The organism is Cytobacillus sp. EB106-05-05-XG126, assembly GCF_058791715.1.
Map to the genome: position 1 here is coordinate 1,245,233 of NZ_JBYTDU010000001.1, position 16,260 is coordinate 1,261,492.

The 16,260-nt window shown below is 40.1% G+C and carries 17 protein-coding genes; 9 read left to right on the forward strand and 8 right to left on the reverse strand.

The window, feature by feature from the left end; all coding sequences use genetic code 11:
* Window positions 1–13: 13 nt before the first annotated feature.
* On the reverse strand, window positions 14–247 hold the full coding sequence (locus AC3WTL_RS06240; RefSeq protein ID WP_061790869.1) for a hypothetical protein: 234 nt from the start codon (window positions 245–247) through the stop codon (window positions 14–16).
* A gap of 159 nt (window positions 248–406) precedes the next feature.
* On the opposite strand from AC3WTL_RS06240, the gene AC3WTL_RS06245 reads away from it, so the two are divergent.
* Genes AC3WTL_RS06245 through AC3WTL_RS06255 form a run of 3 tightly spaced genes read left to right on the forward strand, consistent with a single transcriptional unit; the run spans window position 407 to window position 3,021 of the window.
* Window positions 407–1,783: a HAMP domain-containing sensor histidine kinase gene (locus tag AC3WTL_RS06245; RefSeq protein WP_404324438.1), complete on the forward strand. Its 1,377-nt coding sequence runs from the start codon at window positions 407–409 to the stop codon at window positions 1,781–1,783.
* Window positions 1,780–2,457 (forward strand): response regulator transcription factor, encoded by a 678-nt coding sequence (locus AC3WTL_RS06250; RefSeq protein ID WP_283914362.1) that lies wholly within the window; start codon window positions 1,780–1,782, stop codon window positions 2,455–2,457. Before AC3WTL_RS06245 ends, AC3WTL_RS06250 begins: the two co-directional genes overlap by 4 nt.
* Before the next feature lie 3 nt (window positions 2,458–2,460).
* Window positions 2,461–3,021 (forward strand): TVP38/TMEM64 family protein, encoded by a 561-nt coding sequence (locus tag AC3WTL_RS06255; protein WP_283914361.1) that lies wholly within the window; start codon window positions 2,461–2,463, stop codon window positions 3,019–3,021.
* Window positions 3,022–3,061: 40 nt separating this feature from the next.
* Here AC3WTL_RS06255 and AC3WTL_RS06260 read toward each other — a convergent pair whose 3' ends face one another.
* The 3 genes from AC3WTL_RS06260 to ltaS form a co-directional block, all read right to left on the reverse strand.
* Window positions 3,062–3,661: a YdhK family protein gene (locus tag AC3WTL_RS06260; RefSeq protein ID WP_048010165.1), complete on the reverse strand. Its 600-nt coding sequence runs from the start codon at window positions 3,659–3,661 to the stop codon at window positions 3,062–3,064.
* 192 nt (window positions 3,662–3,853) lie between these two features.
* On the reverse strand, window positions 3,854–4,183 hold the full coding sequence (locus AC3WTL_RS06265) for a four-helix bundle copper-binding protein (RefSeq protein WP_163141291.1): 330 nt from the start codon (window positions 4,181–4,183) through the stop codon (window positions 3,854–3,856).
* Between the two features lie 129 nt (window positions 4,184–4,312).
* Window positions 4,313–6,280: a lipoteichoic acid synthase gene (gene ltaS / locus AC3WTL_RS06270; protein WP_283935691.1), complete on the reverse strand. Its 1,968-nt coding sequence runs from the start codon at window positions 6,278–6,280 to the stop codon at window positions 4,313–4,315.
* 328 nt (window positions 6,281–6,608) lie between these two features.
* Between ltaS and AC3WTL_RS06275 the strand changes: the two genes are divergently transcribed.
* Window positions 6,609–7,235: a YczE/YyaS/YitT family protein gene (locus tag AC3WTL_RS06275; RefSeq protein WP_048010168.1), complete on the forward strand. Its 627-nt coding sequence runs from the start codon at window positions 6,609–6,611 to the stop codon at window positions 7,233–7,235.
* A 35-nt stretch (window positions 7,236–7,270) separates the two neighbouring features.
* On the opposite strand, the gene AC3WTL_RS06280 is transcribed toward AC3WTL_RS06275, so the two are convergent.
* Entirely contained in the window at window positions 7,271–9,562 is a 2,292-nt protein-coding gene (locus tag AC3WTL_RS06280; RefSeq protein WP_492369216.1) for an ATP-dependent DNA helicase, read from the reverse strand.
* Window positions 9,563–9,720: 158 nt separating this feature from the next.
* Between AC3WTL_RS06280 and AC3WTL_RS06285 the strand changes: the two genes are divergently transcribed.
* Both AC3WTL_RS06285 and AC3WTL_RS06290 read left to right on the forward strand, forming a co-directional pair.
* A complete protein-coding gene (locus AC3WTL_RS06285) occupies window positions 9,721–10,155 on the forward strand; it encodes a hypothetical protein (RefSeq protein WP_197215071.1) in 435 nt (144 codons plus the stop codon).
* A 104-nt stretch (window positions 10,156–10,259) separates the two neighbouring features.
* Complete coding sequence (locus tag AC3WTL_RS06290; protein WP_076256247.1) at window positions 10,260–10,445, forward strand: hypothetical protein; 186 nt, start codon at window positions 10,260–10,262, stop codon at window positions 10,443–10,445.
* A 69-nt stretch (window positions 10,446–10,514) separates the two neighbouring features.
* Here AC3WTL_RS06290 and AC3WTL_RS06295 read toward each other — a convergent pair whose 3' ends face one another.
* Complete coding sequence (locus AC3WTL_RS06295; RefSeq protein ID WP_492369217.1) at window positions 10,515–11,549, reverse strand: mechanosensitive ion channel family protein; 1,035 nt, start codon at window positions 11,547–11,549, stop codon at window positions 10,515–10,517.
* A gap of 136 nt (window positions 11,550–11,685) precedes the next feature.
* Between AC3WTL_RS06295 and AC3WTL_RS06300 the strand changes: the two genes are divergently transcribed.
* Window positions 11,686–12,771, forward strand: coding sequence for an AI-2E family transporter (locus AC3WTL_RS06300; protein WP_492369218.1), 1,086 nt, complete (start codon window positions 11,686–11,688; stop codon window positions 12,769–12,771).
* A 107-nt stretch (window positions 12,772–12,878) separates the two neighbouring features.
* On the forward strand, window positions 12,879–13,928 hold the full coding sequence (locus tag AC3WTL_RS06305) for a M42 family metallopeptidase (RefSeq protein WP_197215069.1): 1,050 nt from the start codon (window positions 12,879–12,881) through the stop codon (window positions 13,926–13,928).
* Window positions 13,929–13,965: 37 nt separating this feature from the next.
* Here AC3WTL_RS06305 and AC3WTL_RS06310 read toward each other — a convergent pair whose 3' ends face one another.
* Window positions 13,966–14,523: a M15 family metallopeptidase gene (locus tag AC3WTL_RS06310; RefSeq protein WP_264193725.1), complete on the reverse strand. Its 558-nt coding sequence runs from the start codon at window positions 14,521–14,523 to the stop codon at window positions 13,966–13,968.
* 220 nt (window positions 14,524–14,743) lie between these two features.
* Between AC3WTL_RS06310 and AC3WTL_RS06315 the strand changes: the two genes are divergently transcribed.
* On the forward strand, window positions 14,744–14,935 hold the full coding sequence (locus AC3WTL_RS06315; RefSeq protein ID WP_035330463.1) for a CsbD family protein: 192 nt from the start codon (window positions 14,744–14,746) through the stop codon (window positions 14,933–14,935).
* Window positions 14,936–14,988: 53 nt separating this feature from the next.
* On the opposite strand, the gene AC3WTL_RS06320 is transcribed toward AC3WTL_RS06315, so the two are convergent.
* A complete protein-coding gene (locus tag AC3WTL_RS06320) occupies window positions 14,989–15,975 on the reverse strand; it encodes a C40 family peptidase (protein ID WP_226665194.1) in 987 nt (328 codons plus the stop codon).
* Between the last annotated feature and the right edge of the window lie 285 nt (window positions 15,976–16,260).

The window sequence follows — 16,260 nt, forward strand, 5'->3', positions numbered from 1 at the left end:
CGGCAATTCAATATTATACATTCTTTAGTACAAGGTAAAGCCTGCTGACACGCTCTGTTCGTTCTTCTTCAGAAGCAAGATCAAATTTTTTCAGCAGATGGAAGACTTCATTTAAAATATCCTGTGTATGTTCCTGCTGGAAAAATGACTGAAACAGCGGGTTCATATCTTCCGGGAGAAAACCTCTCTGCTGTTCAAATTTCTTTTGAACATCTTCCGGAGTATGATCCAATTTACATTCGCTCATTAAAAAAACCTCCTGTATGACTGTATACTTTTTTCGTTAGTATTAATCATTATTCTATTTTACCTTCTACAGTCCTATTAAAACATATACCTCTTCTGCATCGTTTCTTCAAACATTTCGACTATAATAGAAGTAATTGATTTGAAATGAGTGAGTTCTTTGAAAAAACTGTCTGTGAAGCTCGGTCTGCTGTTCCTTCTGATCCTTTTTGGCCTTGAAACAACTATGTTCTTCTTTTTACATAGTACCCTTGTTGAATCACGTGTGGAAGAAGAGCTCATAGCCTTGCAGACACGCGGCAATTCACACCGTGCTATACTCGAAAAGCATTTTGATGAAAATACGATTTCCCATGTAGCTCTGATGGAATCTGAAGCCACTACAGATGTAGTTATTACAAATTCAACCAAGGAGATCCTTGGTTCTTCTGTTGATAACAGTTTGATCCAAAGGTACATAGAAAAGCCGACTATATCTTCTGAAAGGGAGGGCAAAACAATCGGTGACAATTGGAAAGAAGAAGATTATATTTCAACTGTCAGCCCGATTGAACAGAATGGTGTGCTGATTGGCCATGTATATATGTTTCAAGATACAGCCTGGATTCAGTCGTTAATCTCACGCTTAAATGAACAATTTTTAATCGCCGGGTTCGTTGCCGTCATTTTTACCATTACGATCATTATCTTTTTATCAAAGGCTCTGGCGAAACCGCTGATTAAAATGAAGGAAGCCACCTCACAAATAAGCAGCGGTGATTTTTCAGTTTCCCTTCCTAAAACCGGTGACGATGAACTTGGGGATTTAGCACGGTCCATCCAGTTATTGGCGGGCGACCTGAATTATCTCAGAGAAGAACGAAGTGAATTTTTATCCAGCATTTCCCACGAGCTTCGCACTCCTCTTACTTATATTAAAGGATATGCGGATATAGTTCAGAAGCGGAACCTGAGCCCGGAAGAGAGAAATCAGTATTTATCGATTATCCTGGAGGAAACCAACCGGCTTTCAGATATGGTTAAAAACCTTTTCGATTTGGCTAAGATCGATAAAAATACCTTTGATATTATAAAAAAACCAATAGACCTGAACGAATTCATGAATAAAATTGAAACAAAATTTTCTCCGGCATTCGCTGAAAAAGGCATGCAGCTATCTGTCAGCTGCCCTGAATCAATCATCCTTTCTGCGGATGGATCAAGGCTGGAGCAAATCATATTTAATCTTCTGGATAACGCGATTAAATATTCCTCAGCTGGAAACAAAACAACAGTAGAGGTAAGCAGGACTAAAAAACATGTCATCATCAGAATAAATGATTCCGGAAGAGGAATCTCTGAAGAGGAACTGCCCTTTATCTTTAATCGTTTTTACCGAGTGGATAAATCACGTGCAAGAGCTCTTGGGGGTACAGGTCTTGGACTCGCCATTGTGAAAGAACTTGTCCATGCCCATGGAGGGACTATTTCTGTATTCAGCAGAGAAGGTGACGGAACAGAATTTGAAATTGTTTTTAAGGGAGAAACGGAAAGATGAAAACAATACTTTTGGTTGACGATGAAACTAGAATGCTTGATCTAATTTCTCTATACTTAGCGCCCAGCGGCTACAATTGCATAAAATTGACTTCAGGTTCAGATGCCTTGCTTTACTTGGAAACCCATTCTGCAGATCTGGTCCTTTTAGATGTCATGATGCCTGATATGGATGGATGGAGTGTATGCAAGGAAATTAAAAAATATTGGGATATTCCTATCATCATGCTCACTGCCAAAAGCGAAAAGCCGGACATTGTAAAAGGATTGAACATTGGAGCAGATGATTATATTCTGAAGCCGTTCGATGAAGAGGAATTATCTGCAAGGATTGAAGCGGTTTTGAGAAGAAGCAAAAAAGATGGAAAAACCAAAACCTTTAAAGGGCTGGAACTTAAAGAAGATTCTTTTGAGCTTTCCTATAAAAATAAGGAAATTCTGTTAACACCAAAAGAGTTTTCAATGTTAAGCCTTTTTCTCTCAAACTTGAACAGAGTTTTCTCACGTGAGCATTTAATAGGCTCTGTTTGGGGTTATGGGGTGTCAATCGAAGATCGCACCATTGATTCGCATGTAAGAAATTTACGTGAAAAATTAAGGAAAGCCGGGTTTCCTGCAGATGAGTATCTGACGACTGTCTGGGGTTTAGGCTATAAATGGACCGGAAAGGATTAATAGATGTTTTCTGATATCATCGAATCGCTTTCAGATGAACCGATATTGGCGGCTTTATTTAGTATCTTCATGAACATTGCTGCAGCGATAACGGGATTCCTCCCAAGTGCCTTTATTACGGCTGGAACAGTTGCGGCTTTTGATTTAAAAGTGGGTCTAGTCCTTTTGATCATCGGAGAAGCAGCCGGAGCAATTATAAGTTTTATACTTTATCGCAAAGGGATCACCAAGCTTACCTCCTCTTTTCCTCAGCTAAAGAATAACAAATTTTTTTCAAAGCTTCAGAGTGCGGAAGGTCCAGATGCGTTTTTCATGGTTGTTTTGCTGAGGGTCTTGCCTTTTGTCCCATCAGGTGCAGTCACACTGGCAGCTGCATACAGCAAAATGAGGCTTCTGCCCTTTGGCATTGCCAGCACGATCGGTAAAGTACCTGCATTGTTCATGGAAGCCTTTGCGGTTTCACATATACTAAAATTTGAAAGGGAGCTGCAAATAGCCTTTCTTCTTTTAGTTGCGTTCTTCTCTTTAGTTTACTATTCATATAAAAAGTATAAATTAAGTTAAAGAGCTTATCTTCTGCAGATAAGCTCTTTAACTTTCTATATTATTCAGCAGGAGAAAGCTCGTTTTCTGTTACCCACATGTGATTTTTTACTTCCTGCCCGTCAGCTGTAGTAAAGTCAACCATATAGACAGTTGTTTCCTGCACAGAATCGATTTCGGCAGTTGCTCCTTCCATTCCCTTCATGTGGCTTGCATTTAATGTTACCTCGTCGCCTTCTTTAAATGGCTCCTCACCTGCATCAGCAATCTCCTCGTGAACTACCCATTTATGGTTTTCAACTTTTTTACCGCCAGTGGTTGGTGTATAAGAGACCGTATATACGATTGTATTATATGCACCTGCAATGGTTGCTTCCGCTCCCTCCATTCCCTCCATATGTCCTTCTGTTATAAAGGCTTTGCTTCCAACTTTATATTTAGGGTTTTCAGCTTCCTTTATTCCTTCAGGAACTTCTCCGGAGCCGGAATGATCCATGTCTGAATGGCCTCCTGAATGGCCGCTGCTTTCATTATTCGTTGTATTCTCTTCCTTGCTGGCACTTTCCTCTCCAGTATCCCCGTCACTTCCGCCGCATGCAGTTAAAGTTAACGCTGCAGCCAGGGAAACAAACCAAATGGCGAATTTTTTTCTTGTTAACATATTCAATTCCTCCTTTTCTTCATGAAGTTAGTATGGCAATAAATTGTGCAGAAATTATGAAACAGGTATGCAAAGGTCTAAATTAATACTGCCTTTTCAGACGGAAAATATGTACAGTCTCCATAACCAAATATTGCAAATAAACTGGATTTAAAACAGACACCCTGCTGGATGTCTGTTTTGTCTGCTGATTTAAGCAGCCATTTTACGGCATTCTTCTGCACACTTAAAGCATGCTTCAGCGCAGCGCTGGCAATGATCGTGATCGTGTTTTTTGCACTCATTTCCGCAGGCATCACATATATCTGCACATAGATTGCAAATTTGCTTGGCAAAGGGGCTGTCAGACTGCATTGCCTTAGCAGCAAAGGCACAGATATCAGCACACTCCCTGTCAAGTCGAATACATTCTGCCATCATTTTAACATCCTCTTCTCCCAAGCATGCATCATAGCATACATTACAGGCTTTCATGCACTCTAAACAAGCTTGGATGCATTCTTCAAAAGATTGGTTGTACATCCTTATCACCCTTTCATTATATCTTTTCAATGATATTCTACCCTTGCATTTTCTCAGTAAACTCCATACTTTCTGCATATATTTAAGGGTTAAAAAAAGAGCAGAGAGTATTCTCTCCGCTCCTGAATCTTACTTCTGTACACCAGGCCCATTTCTTTCCTCTTTAAACGGGACCTCTTTCTTAATATATGAATAATCACTCCGGTTCACTGGAACAAATCCTTCCGGCTTATAAAAGCGCAGCAGGTCTTTATAAACAATGTTGTCCGACATTTCCAGCTCTATTTTCGCCTGATCAGAAAGTGACTTACACGCATTAGCCTCAGCTATTTCGCCGGTTTCCGTAAAATAGCAGGTTTCTTCAATTTGGGTATATTCCAGTGAAATAAAGTTGCCGTTTCGGAATGGGACAACTTCACGGTGTTTTGCCGATAACAGATCTGATCCCATTTCAAGGTGATTTTTCGTATCAATGCCCAGGAGGTGAAGTAAAGTTGGACGCACATCTACCTGCCCGCCGACATTATGGATAATGCCGCCATCTACTCCCGGTACATGTATGAATACTGGCACTCTTTGAAGCCTGGCGTATTCGAACGGAGTAATTTCTTTTCCGATCACCTCTGCCATTGCCTCATTGTGGTTTTCAGAAATTCCGTAATGATCTCCATATAAGACAACTACTGTGTGATCATACAGTCCGGAATCCTTTAAATCGTTAAAGAACTGCTCGAGTGCCTGGTCCATATAATTCGCCGACTGGAAGTAGTGATTAACCACATCATTTTCTGTTTCTCCAGCAGGAAAATCAGTATCCCACTCATCCATCTTAAAAGGGAAGTGGTTAGAAAGAGTGATGAACTTTGTATAAAATGGCTGCGGAAGACTGGTTAGCATCTGCATGGATTCCTTGAAAAAAGGCTTATCTTTCAATCCATAGTTTTTCGTGTTTTCATCGCTCATATTGTAATACTCAGCATCAAAAAACTTATCATAGCCCATGGTTTTATACATTTCGTTACGATTCCAGAATGTCTTGTAGTTTCCATGGAAAGTTGCTGAAGTATAGCCATGTGGCTTTAAGATAGCAGGTGTGCCATGGAATGTATTTTGAGCTTTTGTTACATAAACGGCTCCCTGTGACATGGGATATAGCGATGTATCCATGATGAACTCAGCATCGGAAGTCTTTCCCTGTCCGGTTTGATTGACTATATTATCAAAGTAAAATGTCTTGCCGCTATGTGCCAGTGAGTTAAGGAATGGGGTAACTTCTTTTCCATTCAGCTTGTAATCTATAATAAAAGTCTGCAGTGATTCCATGGATACATAAATAACATTCATGCCCTTGGCTTTTCCGAAGTATTCAGGGTTTGGAGGTGCATATTTTGCTTTAACATAGTTCTCCACTTCAGTCACATCGTTCGTATCCGCAAGAGCTCTCTGGCTGGCAGACTTCGCATTCTGCACAATATCATAAATCGTGAAATTGTATGCTCCCAGGTATTTCACCAAATAATTGCGGTCAAAAGAACGTGTAAGCAGTTCAGGGCGATCATTCTCGGCAATTCCAAGATTGATGAAGAAAACAATAATCCCGGCAGCCATAACAGCCAAGGCTGGTTTTCGGCTAATTTTCTTTCCAGGTTTGTACCACTTCCTGATTGCCAGAAAAAGAAGCAGCAGTGTATCTGTAAAATAAAAGATATCCCAAGGAGTCATTAACGACAGAGCACTATCTCCCAGCTGCCCCCCATTTACTTTTGCCTGCATTAGAACAGGAACCGTAATAAAGTCGTTAAAGAATCGATAATAAACGACATTTGCATAAAGCAGGAAGGATAAGAAGAAATCCAAGCCAATAAGCATGCCGGATTGCCATTTCCCTTTAAAAAACAAAGCCAATCCCAGGAATACCAGTGTAGAACTTAACGGATTCAAAAACAGGAGAAATCGCTGTATGTCATTATTAATCCCTAAGTTAAATTCAATGCGATAGGCTACATATGTTTTTAGCCAAAAAAGAATGACAGTCAGAAAGAATACAGCAAGGCTGCTTTTCACCAATTTGACAGGCGATTTAAATAACTTTCTCATTAGTGTGGTTTCACCTCTTAAATTGTACAATACGAAAAACTTAGCAGCGGCTAAGTTTTTATTATGTAAAAATTTTGTAGATGCAGCATTAATAAATGGTGAACGAATGTAAAATAATATAGCACAATTTCAAATCGATGAAAATGGTTATCTCCTTTATATCTTTCGCCTTTTTCCTGCAAAAACCAACAACTTTTACTAAAACAACCTGTTACCCAATATATTTTAATGGTAAAATGAATTTTCCCTTCATAATTTCAATGCTGAAGGAGTATTGATTTTAAAAAGGGCCAAGCTAAAATTAAACAAGTTGGATTGGAGAGTCTTCATGAAAGAACGTCTATTATTTTTTATAATTGGGATGCTGATCCTGACAATGGGTGTAGCTCTGATTATCAGGTCAAACCTCGGAGCTTCTGCATGGGATGCCCTGGCTGTTGGTGAATCGCAAATGTTTAACTTAACAGTTGGCACCTTTGTTTTTATAAATGGAATCGTGCTCATTTTTATAAATGCCTTTCTAATGAAAAAAAAGCCTGAAGTCCTTGCAGCCATCTCCATTTTGATTATTGGCGCACTGATTGACTTTTGGCTTCTCATCATTTTTGGTGACCTATCGCCGCAGACATTGGCAATGCAATCAATCATATTATTCGTTGGAATCCTTTCGATGGGAATGGGAGTTGCCATCTATCTTCAGGCTAAATTTCCGGCAAGCCCGATGGATACATTAATGGTAGCCATTCACACCAGATTCGGATTAAATTTAAGGAATTCAAGGATCATCAGCGAGAGCTTTGCTTTGCTGCTTGCATTTTTATTCAGAGGTGCAATCGGAGTAGGCACAATCGTGGTAACATTAACACTTGGACTTGTTGTACAATTCTTTTACCCGGTTTTCGAAAGAGCACTCGGAAAAATGCAAGCCCCGAAAGGTCCTGTCATTACTAAATAATACGATTTACATCCTGCTCTTTGAGCAGGATGTTTTTAACTTCTTAATACTTTAAAATCCTTCCATTCCTCTGGCAGCAGGGCCCGATATTTTGCCTGCACATACCTGTCATCCATTAAAACAATCATTCCTGTATCGTCCTCAGAGCGGATCAATCTGCCCCCTGCCTGCAAAACCTTGTTCATTCCAGGATAAGTATAGGCATAATCATAGCCGTTTTTTCCTTGCTGATTAAAATAAGCTTTCATAATGTTGCGTTCAAACCCTAACTGCGGAAGCCCTACACCCACTACGAAAACACCGTTCAGCCTATCTCCCTGCAAATCAATTCCCTCTGAAAAAATCCCGCCCATGACGGCGAACCCCAACAGAGTTCCAGTAGGATTTGGCTGAAATGCATACAGAAACTTCTCCCTTTCCCCTTCATCCATTCCAGTCCTTTGAATGATTGTATGTGCCGGCAGTTCCTCATCGAGTAACCGACGATAGACATCCTCCATATATTGATAGGATGGAAAGAAGATCAAGTAGTTCCCCTTCTGTTCCTTTAACATGCTCTTAATAGTACTGACGATCGGTCCGATAGACCCTTCCCGGTCGCGATATCTTGTGGAAATCGGCTGTATGTATACCTTAGCCTGATCTTTTGAGAAAGGAGAAGGTACGGTTAAAATATAGTCTTCCTCTTGAAAGCCAAGCATGTCCAAATAATAATTAAGAGGCATTAAGGTAGCAGAAAAAAAGATTGATGATTTATATCCTTTTCTGGCCTTGTGCAGAAGATTCGATGGATCCAGGCAAAATAGCTTGATGTTCAGGTCATTTCTCTGCTTTTGAATATACGTTACAAACCTTTCATCATACAGTTTACCTATTCTGATAAAGTTCTGGACAGCAAAGAATACTTCCAGCAATTCTTCGTCCGTATTGTCTCTGTTTTGCCCCAGATAGTCTTCGGCATATTGAACAAATTCCTCAAGAACTTCAAAAAGTTCTTCAGGAGGATCTTTTTCTGCGATTTCCTGATTTTCACCACATTTCTTTTTTAATGCAATAAAAATTCCATTAACCTGTTTTGCACTTTTTTGAATCCTTTCATCCTTCCCCTTAAAGCTTCTGCTCAATTGAAGAAAGGCTGATTTCTCAAGCGAGCTTGAATACATTTCCCTTCCGCGGTCCACAAGGTTATGTGCTTCATCGATCAGGAGCGACGTTTTCTTTTTCTCCTCTTCCAGCAATCGCTTCAGTGAGATCTTCGGATCGAAAATATAATTATAATCACCAACAATGGTGTCAGCTGCATATGCAGCATCCAATGAAAATTCAAAAGGGCAGACTTTATGCTTCAGTGCATATTTTTCAATTGTCGTTCTGGTTATCATGTTCTCATTTTTCAGGAGATCAAGTATTGCATTATTAATCCTGTCGTAATACCCATTGGCAAACTCACAGCTGTCTTTGTGGCATTTGGTTTCTTCCTTAAAGCAAATTTTGTCCTTGGCCGTGATTGTGACCGATTTAAGATTCAAACCATTATTCCTCATCAGGCTAATGGCCCCTTCTGCAGCCTGACGGGTAATGGTTTTAGCCGTGGCATAGATGATCCTCTGAATATGTCCTTCCCCAATGGCTTTTAATGCTGGAAAAAGGGTTGAAATGGTTTTGCCAATGCCTGTAGGTGCGTTGGCAAATAAGTTTTTCCCTTCGGCAATGGTTTTGTATACTGCCCCTGCCAATTTCCTCTGGCCATTTCGATAAGCTGGAAAAGGAAAAGTCAGATCCTGAAGACTTTTTATTAAATCCTTTTGATGCCGAGCCCTTAATTCTGCGTAGGGAGAATAGGATTCGAGAAGATGCACTATGAATTCTTCCAGTTCACAAAACGAATAGCTTTGCAGAAATCTTTTCACTTCATCTGTTTTAGCATGTACATATGTTAATTGAACTGTCATATTTGAAATATTATTGTCTTTCGCATACATGAAAGCATAGCATTTAGCCTGAGCCCAATGGACAGGATATGCAAATTTATCAATTTCAGATAGAGGGAGAGATACAGACTTAATTTCATCAATAATCCGTTCGCCATTTTTAATGATAAGCCCGTCACATCTTCCATCGAGCTGAAAGTCGAGGTGATCGAATGTTAATCCTGCTTGCAGATACACTTCTTTTTGATCCTCTTCCCCATACTGCTTTTGAATTCTCTGATGAATTCTTGTTCCTTCTGAAAGCGGCACTGCAGAACGGAAGCCTGTTTCAATGCTGCCGCTTTTATATACATATTCAACCAGTGATCTTACTGATATTTTTATCTTATTATCCATTGAAACGGCCCCTTATTTTACTATTCATCTATTATAGCACATACGTTCTGCATATAAGAAAGATTTGCAAAAGAAGGAACTAACCATATACAATTTAAGAAGAAAGAAAATGAGAGGAGTGTGAATGGAACTGTTCGCTTCTTGAGCAGTCCATAAAGTTGAAAAAAATTATTTTTTGGACAATCACTGGAGGGTCTTTTATTCTATTGGGTTTTCTCATTTATTTTGCTTCAATGAACTCCATATCAAATAAAGTAATGACAGAAGTTGCCGGCAGCATTACTGAGGATGACCTTGCGATGCTTGCCAGTGACCCCAATGTAGAGGCACTGCTTGGAAGCAGTGAGGATGATTTAATAGCTGTAGATCTTCAAAAGACATCATTGCCGATCAAGACAAAAGAAGAGGCTATGAAAAAGATTTCAGAAAGCTTCTCGATTGATGAAATCCAGAAGAGTGCTTCAAAAGTTAAAGGCGGATTGACTGCTGCAGAGAAAAACGAACTATACAGTCTTTTAACAGAAAGGTTATCCGAGGAAGAATTAACTGCCCTGAAAATCATTGCAGTACAGGAAGCAAAGCATGCACAATAAATAATTCTACAGAATTATTTTTGAGTTATTCTGAAGATTCGGGATATTAGACCAAGCAAGATTGCTTCCTTTTCATACGTTAGTATGGAAAGGAGGGATTTGTAATGTATCAATTGGCATTATTATATCTTGCATGTATGCTTGCTGGCTACGGCATGACAATGGTACCTGTTTCTGCAGTTATTACCTCAGGTATTGCCAGCTTTTTCACCATTGTCGGCAGTCTGGCTATGATCATCTTTGGTCTTGCCATTCTTTATCTTGGAGTGAAAGCTCTGTTAGGAAAATAGATTTTACGCTGGAAAACACCAGCCCTTAGCAGCTGGTGTTTTCGTTATTTCTCCTGCTAACTTTATCCTTCATTCACTGGGCAGCAGCTGTGCTGAGGCAAGCTCAATTCCGTTCAAATAAAAGCTCTCTGCAATTACATGCCTTAGCCGGCTTTCAAATTTCTGCTTGGCTTCAAAGTTTGCAACAGGGACCTCTATCAGAAAGTCCATGGCTTTACTGCGAAAATCGACAAAGCGGATATCAGGTGCAGGAGCGGTTAAAACCCCTTCTGTTTTGGGGATTACCATATCCACAGCGTCTCTCAGAAGCTTATCAACTTTTTCAGTATCAGTCCCGTACACTACGCTGATTTGAACCTGGGCAAGCATTTCTGAGCCTGTACGGTTTTTAATGATCTGTTCGATAAAGTATTGGTTTGGCACAATCAGGGTTCCCTCTTTAGCTGTGCGGACGATAGTGGATCTGAGACGGATGCTTTCTATTTTACCGATTTTGTTGTTTATCTCAATCATTTCCCCAATTTCAATGGGTCGTTCGAAGAGGATAATAATGCCTGAAATAAAGTTACCGGCAATATTGCGCATGCCGAACCCTATCCCAATACCGAGAACACCCAATATGGCAGCAGCCGCTGTTAAATCAAGGCCAACCGTTGTCAGACTGATGGCGAGCGCTGCAATCATGACAGTATAATAGATCATTCTGTTGAATGAATAGCCGAGCCCCCGGTCAACCCCATAGAATTCATAAACAGATGTTAATACATATTTGGTGAATACTTTTACGATTCGACTTGCGAGTGAGACTGTCAAAAACGCTACAATTATTAAATATAGCGTCACATCTACTTCCCCTGCTGTGAACAAGGTATAAAAAAGCCACTTCTCCTTTGAAAAATAGAACAAGAATAGAATGATAATTCCATAAAAAGCAGCCCAGTTCACGAGTGAAGAAACTCCCTGCATGATCCGGTCGTTCTGAACAGACTTGCCCCTCCTCATTTTCACAAGAAAGTTAACTGTCCATTTGGCAGCCAGTATCACTCCTGCAAACAATAAAAACAGCAGTATTTCCTGCATGGTTACATTTTTAAAAAATAGCATCGTCAGATTCCCTCACCTGTAATATAGTTCATTCTTAAACTATTCCTCTTACATAGATTCTTAAACCGGTGTTTAATCCTGTTTAAAAAAAGGAACAGTGAGTAGTAAATACATATATAAGGGTTGGGGTATATGCATGTGGATCAATAAACCATTTTTTAAATATGCAGCAGGCACCATCTCCGTGTTAATCATCATTTTCCTCCTTGGGAAAATTGATTATTTCTTATGGCCGATCCGTGCCCTGATTGCAACTATTTTCTTCCCTGTTTTAATTGCCGGCATTTTTTACTATATTCTAAGACCCCTCGTCAGGCTGGTTTCAAGGGCTGTGCCAAAAACAGCGAGCATTCTGCTTATTTTTGCTGCGGTCCTGGGTTTAGGATATTTAGGTTTTAATCTGCTGGGCACAACAATTGGCAGCCAGATAGCAGAAATCAGCGAAAATCTGCCGGCTAAGATGGAAGACTTATCGGATGAAACGGAGAAAGTGGTTGAGGAAAATAATATGGGCATGTTCTCCTATGACCGTGTAAAAAATAAAGTACTGAACTTCCTGGAAACACTTTTATCAGGGGCAGGAGAAAACGTAATGAAAGTTTTTTCTACCATTACTAGTATTGTCACTGTCATCGTTGTTGTACCTTTTATCCTTTTCTACTTCCTTAAGGATGACCACAAGCTTAGGCCTTTTCTTTTAAAATACCTTCCTGACAAACACGAGGAAGAAGGCCAGCGGATTTTGGGGGATATAGACAAGACCTTATTTTCCTATGTAACCGGCCAGTTTATTGTGGCAGTCGTCGATGGCGTGTTAATGTATGCCGGGTATAAGATTATCGGATTGGAATACGCATTGATATTAGCTGTGTTTGCGATGTTCCTGACTGTTGTTCCTTTTCTGGGTCCTGTACTCGGAATCATTCCTGCAGTATTCATCGGGTTATTGCAGGGACCGGGAATGGTATTGAAAATTATCATGGTACTGATTTCAGTTCAGCTTCTTGAAAGCAATCTCGTCTCACCTCATGTGATGGGCAAAAGACTTAACCTCCATCCGCTTACAGTCATTATTATCTTAATGGCTGCAGGATCGATTTATGGTTTTATCGGAATCCTGATTGCTATACCTTTTTATTCTGTCATAAAGGTTCTCGTAAAAGACTTCAGAAGGTTTTACCGATTAAGAACAAGGAAAAGCCTGCTATCCGAAGAGATTTAATCAAATGGACTGCCGTTATGGCAGTTTTTTATTTATAGCACATGCTTATCCGGACAAATAACAGTATAATAAGAATTGCGTGAGAATAATTTGAGAGGAGTTTTTGAATGGCGTACCCGAGTACAAAAGAAACGATCAGCTTATTAAAAAAGATTGTTTCAATTCCAAGTCCTTCCGGAAATACAAATGAAGTGATTACATATGTAGAAAAGTTTTTAAACGAGCTTAATGTGGAAACGAAGCGCAACCGGAAAGGAGGACTTATTGCAACCCTTCCTGGAAAAGACGAAAATAATCACAGAATGCTGACTGCGCACGTTGATACCCTTGGCGCGATTGTTAAGGAAATAAAGCCGAGCGGACGCCTGAAGATTGATTTAATCGGCGGATTTAAATACAACTCGATAGAAGGAGAGTACTGTGAAATCGAAACATCATCAGGCAAAAAATTCACCGGCACTATTCTGATGCATCAGACTTCTGTTCATGTCTATAAAGATGCCGGGAAAGCTGAAAGAAACCAGGAAAACATGGAAATTCGCCTTGATGAAAAAGTACATAATGCTGACGAAGTCCGCGGGTTGGGAATCGGGGTCGGTGATTTTGTATCCTTTGACCCGCGTGTGCAGACGACACCTGCAGGCTTCATTAAATCACGCCATCTTGACGATAAGGCTAGTGTGGCGATCCTTCTTCAGCTGATTAAACAGCTGAAAGCCGATAACACTGAGCTGCCGTACACAACCCATTTCCTCATCTCAAACAATGAAGAAATCGGCTATGGCGGCAATTCCAATATTACAGCGGAGACGGTCGAATATTTGGCTGTGGATATGGGTGCGATGGGTGATGGCCAATCCACTGATGAATATACGGTATCCATCTGTGTGAAGGATGCAAGCGGTCCTTATCACTACGAATTAAGAAAGCGTCTCGTGCAGCTTGCCGAGGAAAATGGAATCGAGTACAAGCTGGATATTTACCCATTTTACGGTTCTGATGCATCAGCAGCCATCCGTTCCGGCCATGATATCGTACACGGCTTGATCGGCCCAGGAATTGATTCATCACATGCTTTTGAGCGTACACATGAGGATTCGATTGAAAATACGGCTAAACTGCTGTATCACTATGTACAATCTGAGATGATCATTTAGCAAATAAAGAAACTGCACTCGAGTGCAGTTTCTCTTATTATCTTTCGGCTTCAGGCGGCCTCTTCCCTCTCTGCAGCTCCCAGATAGAAAGACCGAAATCCATTTGAAGGTGTGGATAGTCCTTGAATTGTGTCCAGTCTCCACCCCATTCAAAACCAAGGTCCTTTGCAATCTTAACAACCTCCATCCAATCGGCCCTGCTGTTGCCGTTGCCGTCATAATTCATGTCCCAGATCACCTGGCCATCTACGGACATCAGTGCGAAATCAATTGCCAGGCCAAAATTATGGTAGGACTCCCCGCCTTTTGCATGGGTAACAATATTTCCCTCAGCAGTACGGCCTTTTTCATATAAAGCATCCTGTTCTTCAATGCTTCTGAAATCCTGGGTGATGACTACGTTAATGCCCTTATCAGCAGCCTCGGCAATCAGCTCGTCTTTCTTATCTTCAACCACAGGGTGAAGGGAAGTTGGTGGCGGCACATCAGGTAAATCAGTTTCTTCTATAAAATGAATATATTGATAGATTAAAAGTCCGCAAGCTGCAAGGACTAATAAAAAAACAATAAAATTTCTTAGTTTTCTAAAAAGCAAGGTTTTTTGTCCTTTCTTTGTGGGTTCCACAGATTGCTGTTTCTTATTGTAACAAGACTTTGTGAAAACTTCACCTTTCATAAACTGTCATAAATTATTATTTTAGTCCTTACTGCAAATAAAATAAGTGCAGCTGCTGCCAGGAAAAAAAACTTGGGTAGTTTTGAATAATAGAATTTGGGTAAACAATAATCAAACAGTAATAGAGGAGGAAATACAAATGAACAGAGATCAGACAAATGGCAATGCAGATCAATTAAAAGGCGAACTTAAAAAACAATACGGCAAATTGACCAATAATGAATCCAAAGAAGCTGAAGGAAATATGGATAAAGTAAAAGGACAGGCTCAGGAAAAATGGGGAGATGCAAAAGAAGCACTGTCAAAGACTTTCAATGATCGGAGAGATTAATAAAAATACTCAACGCCGAATTAGAGGCGTTGAGTATTTTTAAGAGCAGGTTATTAGAAAGTTGTTTTAGCTCCTAAATAACGAGGCTTCCAATATGAATTATTCATGTCGCTGATTTCTACACCTCGTGATGATCCAGCATGAATAAATTTGTAATTGCCAAGATAGATTCCGGCATGGGATGGTCCGGACTTGTAAGTTTCAAAGAAAACCAAATCCCCAACTTTTGGTGATGCAACATGTTTTGTGGCATCCCAAATGGATGCTACTGTACGAGGAATAGAGATTCCCACATTACCATATACATAGTTCAGGTAGCCGCTGCAGTCAAACCCTGCAGGTGTGCTGCCTGCCCATTCATAAGGTGAACCGATGTATTTCTTTGCCTCAGAAACGAGTTCATTCACCTTTGATGTCGATTGAGCTGCAACCTGTGATTCAGCCGGCTTGCTTGTTGCTGAACCGGAGACCTTTAGAGTTTGGCCAGCATAAATTAAGTCAGAAGAAAGATTGTTCATTGCTTTTAATTGTGAAACCGATAAGTTATGGCGAGATGCAATCCCCGAAAGGGTGTCTCCTCTTTGGATGGTATAAGATCCAGTGCCTGCCGGAGCAGAAGGTGCAGCTGTTTGAGAAGAGCCTTTAACTTGCAGCTTTTGCCCTGGATATATCGTGTCACTGCTGATTCCGTTAAGGCTCTTTAGTGTCCTGACCGAAAGGCCGTGATTTCTTGCAATTCCCCATAAAGTATCGCCTGATTTCACAGTGTAGCTGACTGCAGCGCTTTGAGACCCGCTTGTTGAATCGTTATGGCTGTGCGGTGCCAACAGGGTCAGGGCTTGTCCTTTATATATTGTCGATCCTGAGATACTATTCCAAGTCTTTAACTCTTCAATTGAAAGATTGTTAGAGCGTGAGATTCCCCATAATGTGTCGCCAGTCTGAACAATATATTTATTTTCATGAGCACTTGCTTCTCCATTGAACGGTGTAATCAAAAAACCAGCTGTCGCAGCCAATGTAAGTAGTTGTTTCTTCAAGTTGTACACTCCTTAAATTTCTTTGACATCCTAATATTAGTAATTATTCTAGTAAAATCCTACCCTAAAATTATGGATAAACAGGAAAAATAATCTATAATTTCATATAATTACATAAAACGGTCAATCTGTAGTAATTTCGACACGGATATATTGGTAAAAAAGGGTAACTTTTCTGGTGTAACCGGGTAGTTTTTCATTGTTTAACTGAATATTTTAACTAAACTTTCTTTTATACAATAAAAATAGACCAGCCCTTAAGGCTGATCTATTATTAACAAACTC

Bases quoted from the DNA above. Each gene is read 5' to 3' on its own strand.
- AC3WTL_RS06240 (WP_061790869.1), bottom strand. From the start codon at position 247: ATGAGCGAATGTAAATTGGATCATACTCCGGAAGATGTTCAAAAGAAA.
- AC3WTL_RS06250 (WP_283914362.1), top strand. From the start codon at position 1,780: ATGAAAACAATACTTTTGGTTGACGATGAAACTAGAATGCTTGATCTA.
- AC3WTL_RS06255 (WP_283914361.1), top strand. From the start codon at position 2,461: ATGTTTTCTGATATCATCGAATCGCTTTCAGATGAACCGATATTGGCG.
- AC3WTL_RS06260 (WP_048010165.1), bottom strand. From the start codon at position 3,661: ATGTTAACAAGAAAAAAATTCGCCATTTGGTTTGTTTCCCTGGCTGCA.
- AC3WTL_RS06265 (WP_163141291.1), bottom strand. From the start codon at position 4,183: ATGTACAACCAATCTTTTGAAGAATGCATCCAAGCTTGTTTAGAGTGC.
- ltaS (WP_283935691.1), bottom strand. From the start codon at position 6,280: ATGAGAAAGTTATTTAAATCGCCTGTCAAATTGGTGAAAAGCAGCCTT.
- AC3WTL_RS06275 (WP_048010168.1), top strand. From the start codon at position 6,609: ATGAAAGAACGTCTATTATTTTTTATAATTGGGATGCTGATCCTGACA.
- AC3WTL_RS06280 (WP_492369216.1), bottom strand. From the start codon at position 9,562: ATGGATAATAAGATAAAAATATCAGTAAGATCACTGGTTGAATATGTA.
- AC3WTL_RS06290 (WP_076256247.1), top strand. From the start codon at position 10,260: ATGTATCAATTGGCATTATTATATCTTGCATGTATGCTTGCTGGCTAC.
- AC3WTL_RS06295 (WP_492369217.1), bottom strand. From the start codon at position 11,549: ATGCTATTTTTTAAAAATGTAACCATGCAGGAAATACTGCTGTTTTTA.
- AC3WTL_RS06300 (WP_492369218.1), top strand. From the start codon at position 11,686: ATGTGGATCAATAAACCATTTTTTAAATATGCAGCAGGCACCATCTCC.
- AC3WTL_RS06305 (WP_197215069.1), top strand. From the start codon at position 12,879: ATGGCGTACCCGAGTACAAAAGAAACGATCAGCTTATTAAAAAAGATT.
- AC3WTL_RS06315 (WP_035330463.1), top strand. From the start codon at position 14,744: ATGAACAGAGATCAGACAAATGGCAATGCAGATCAATTAAAAGGCGAA.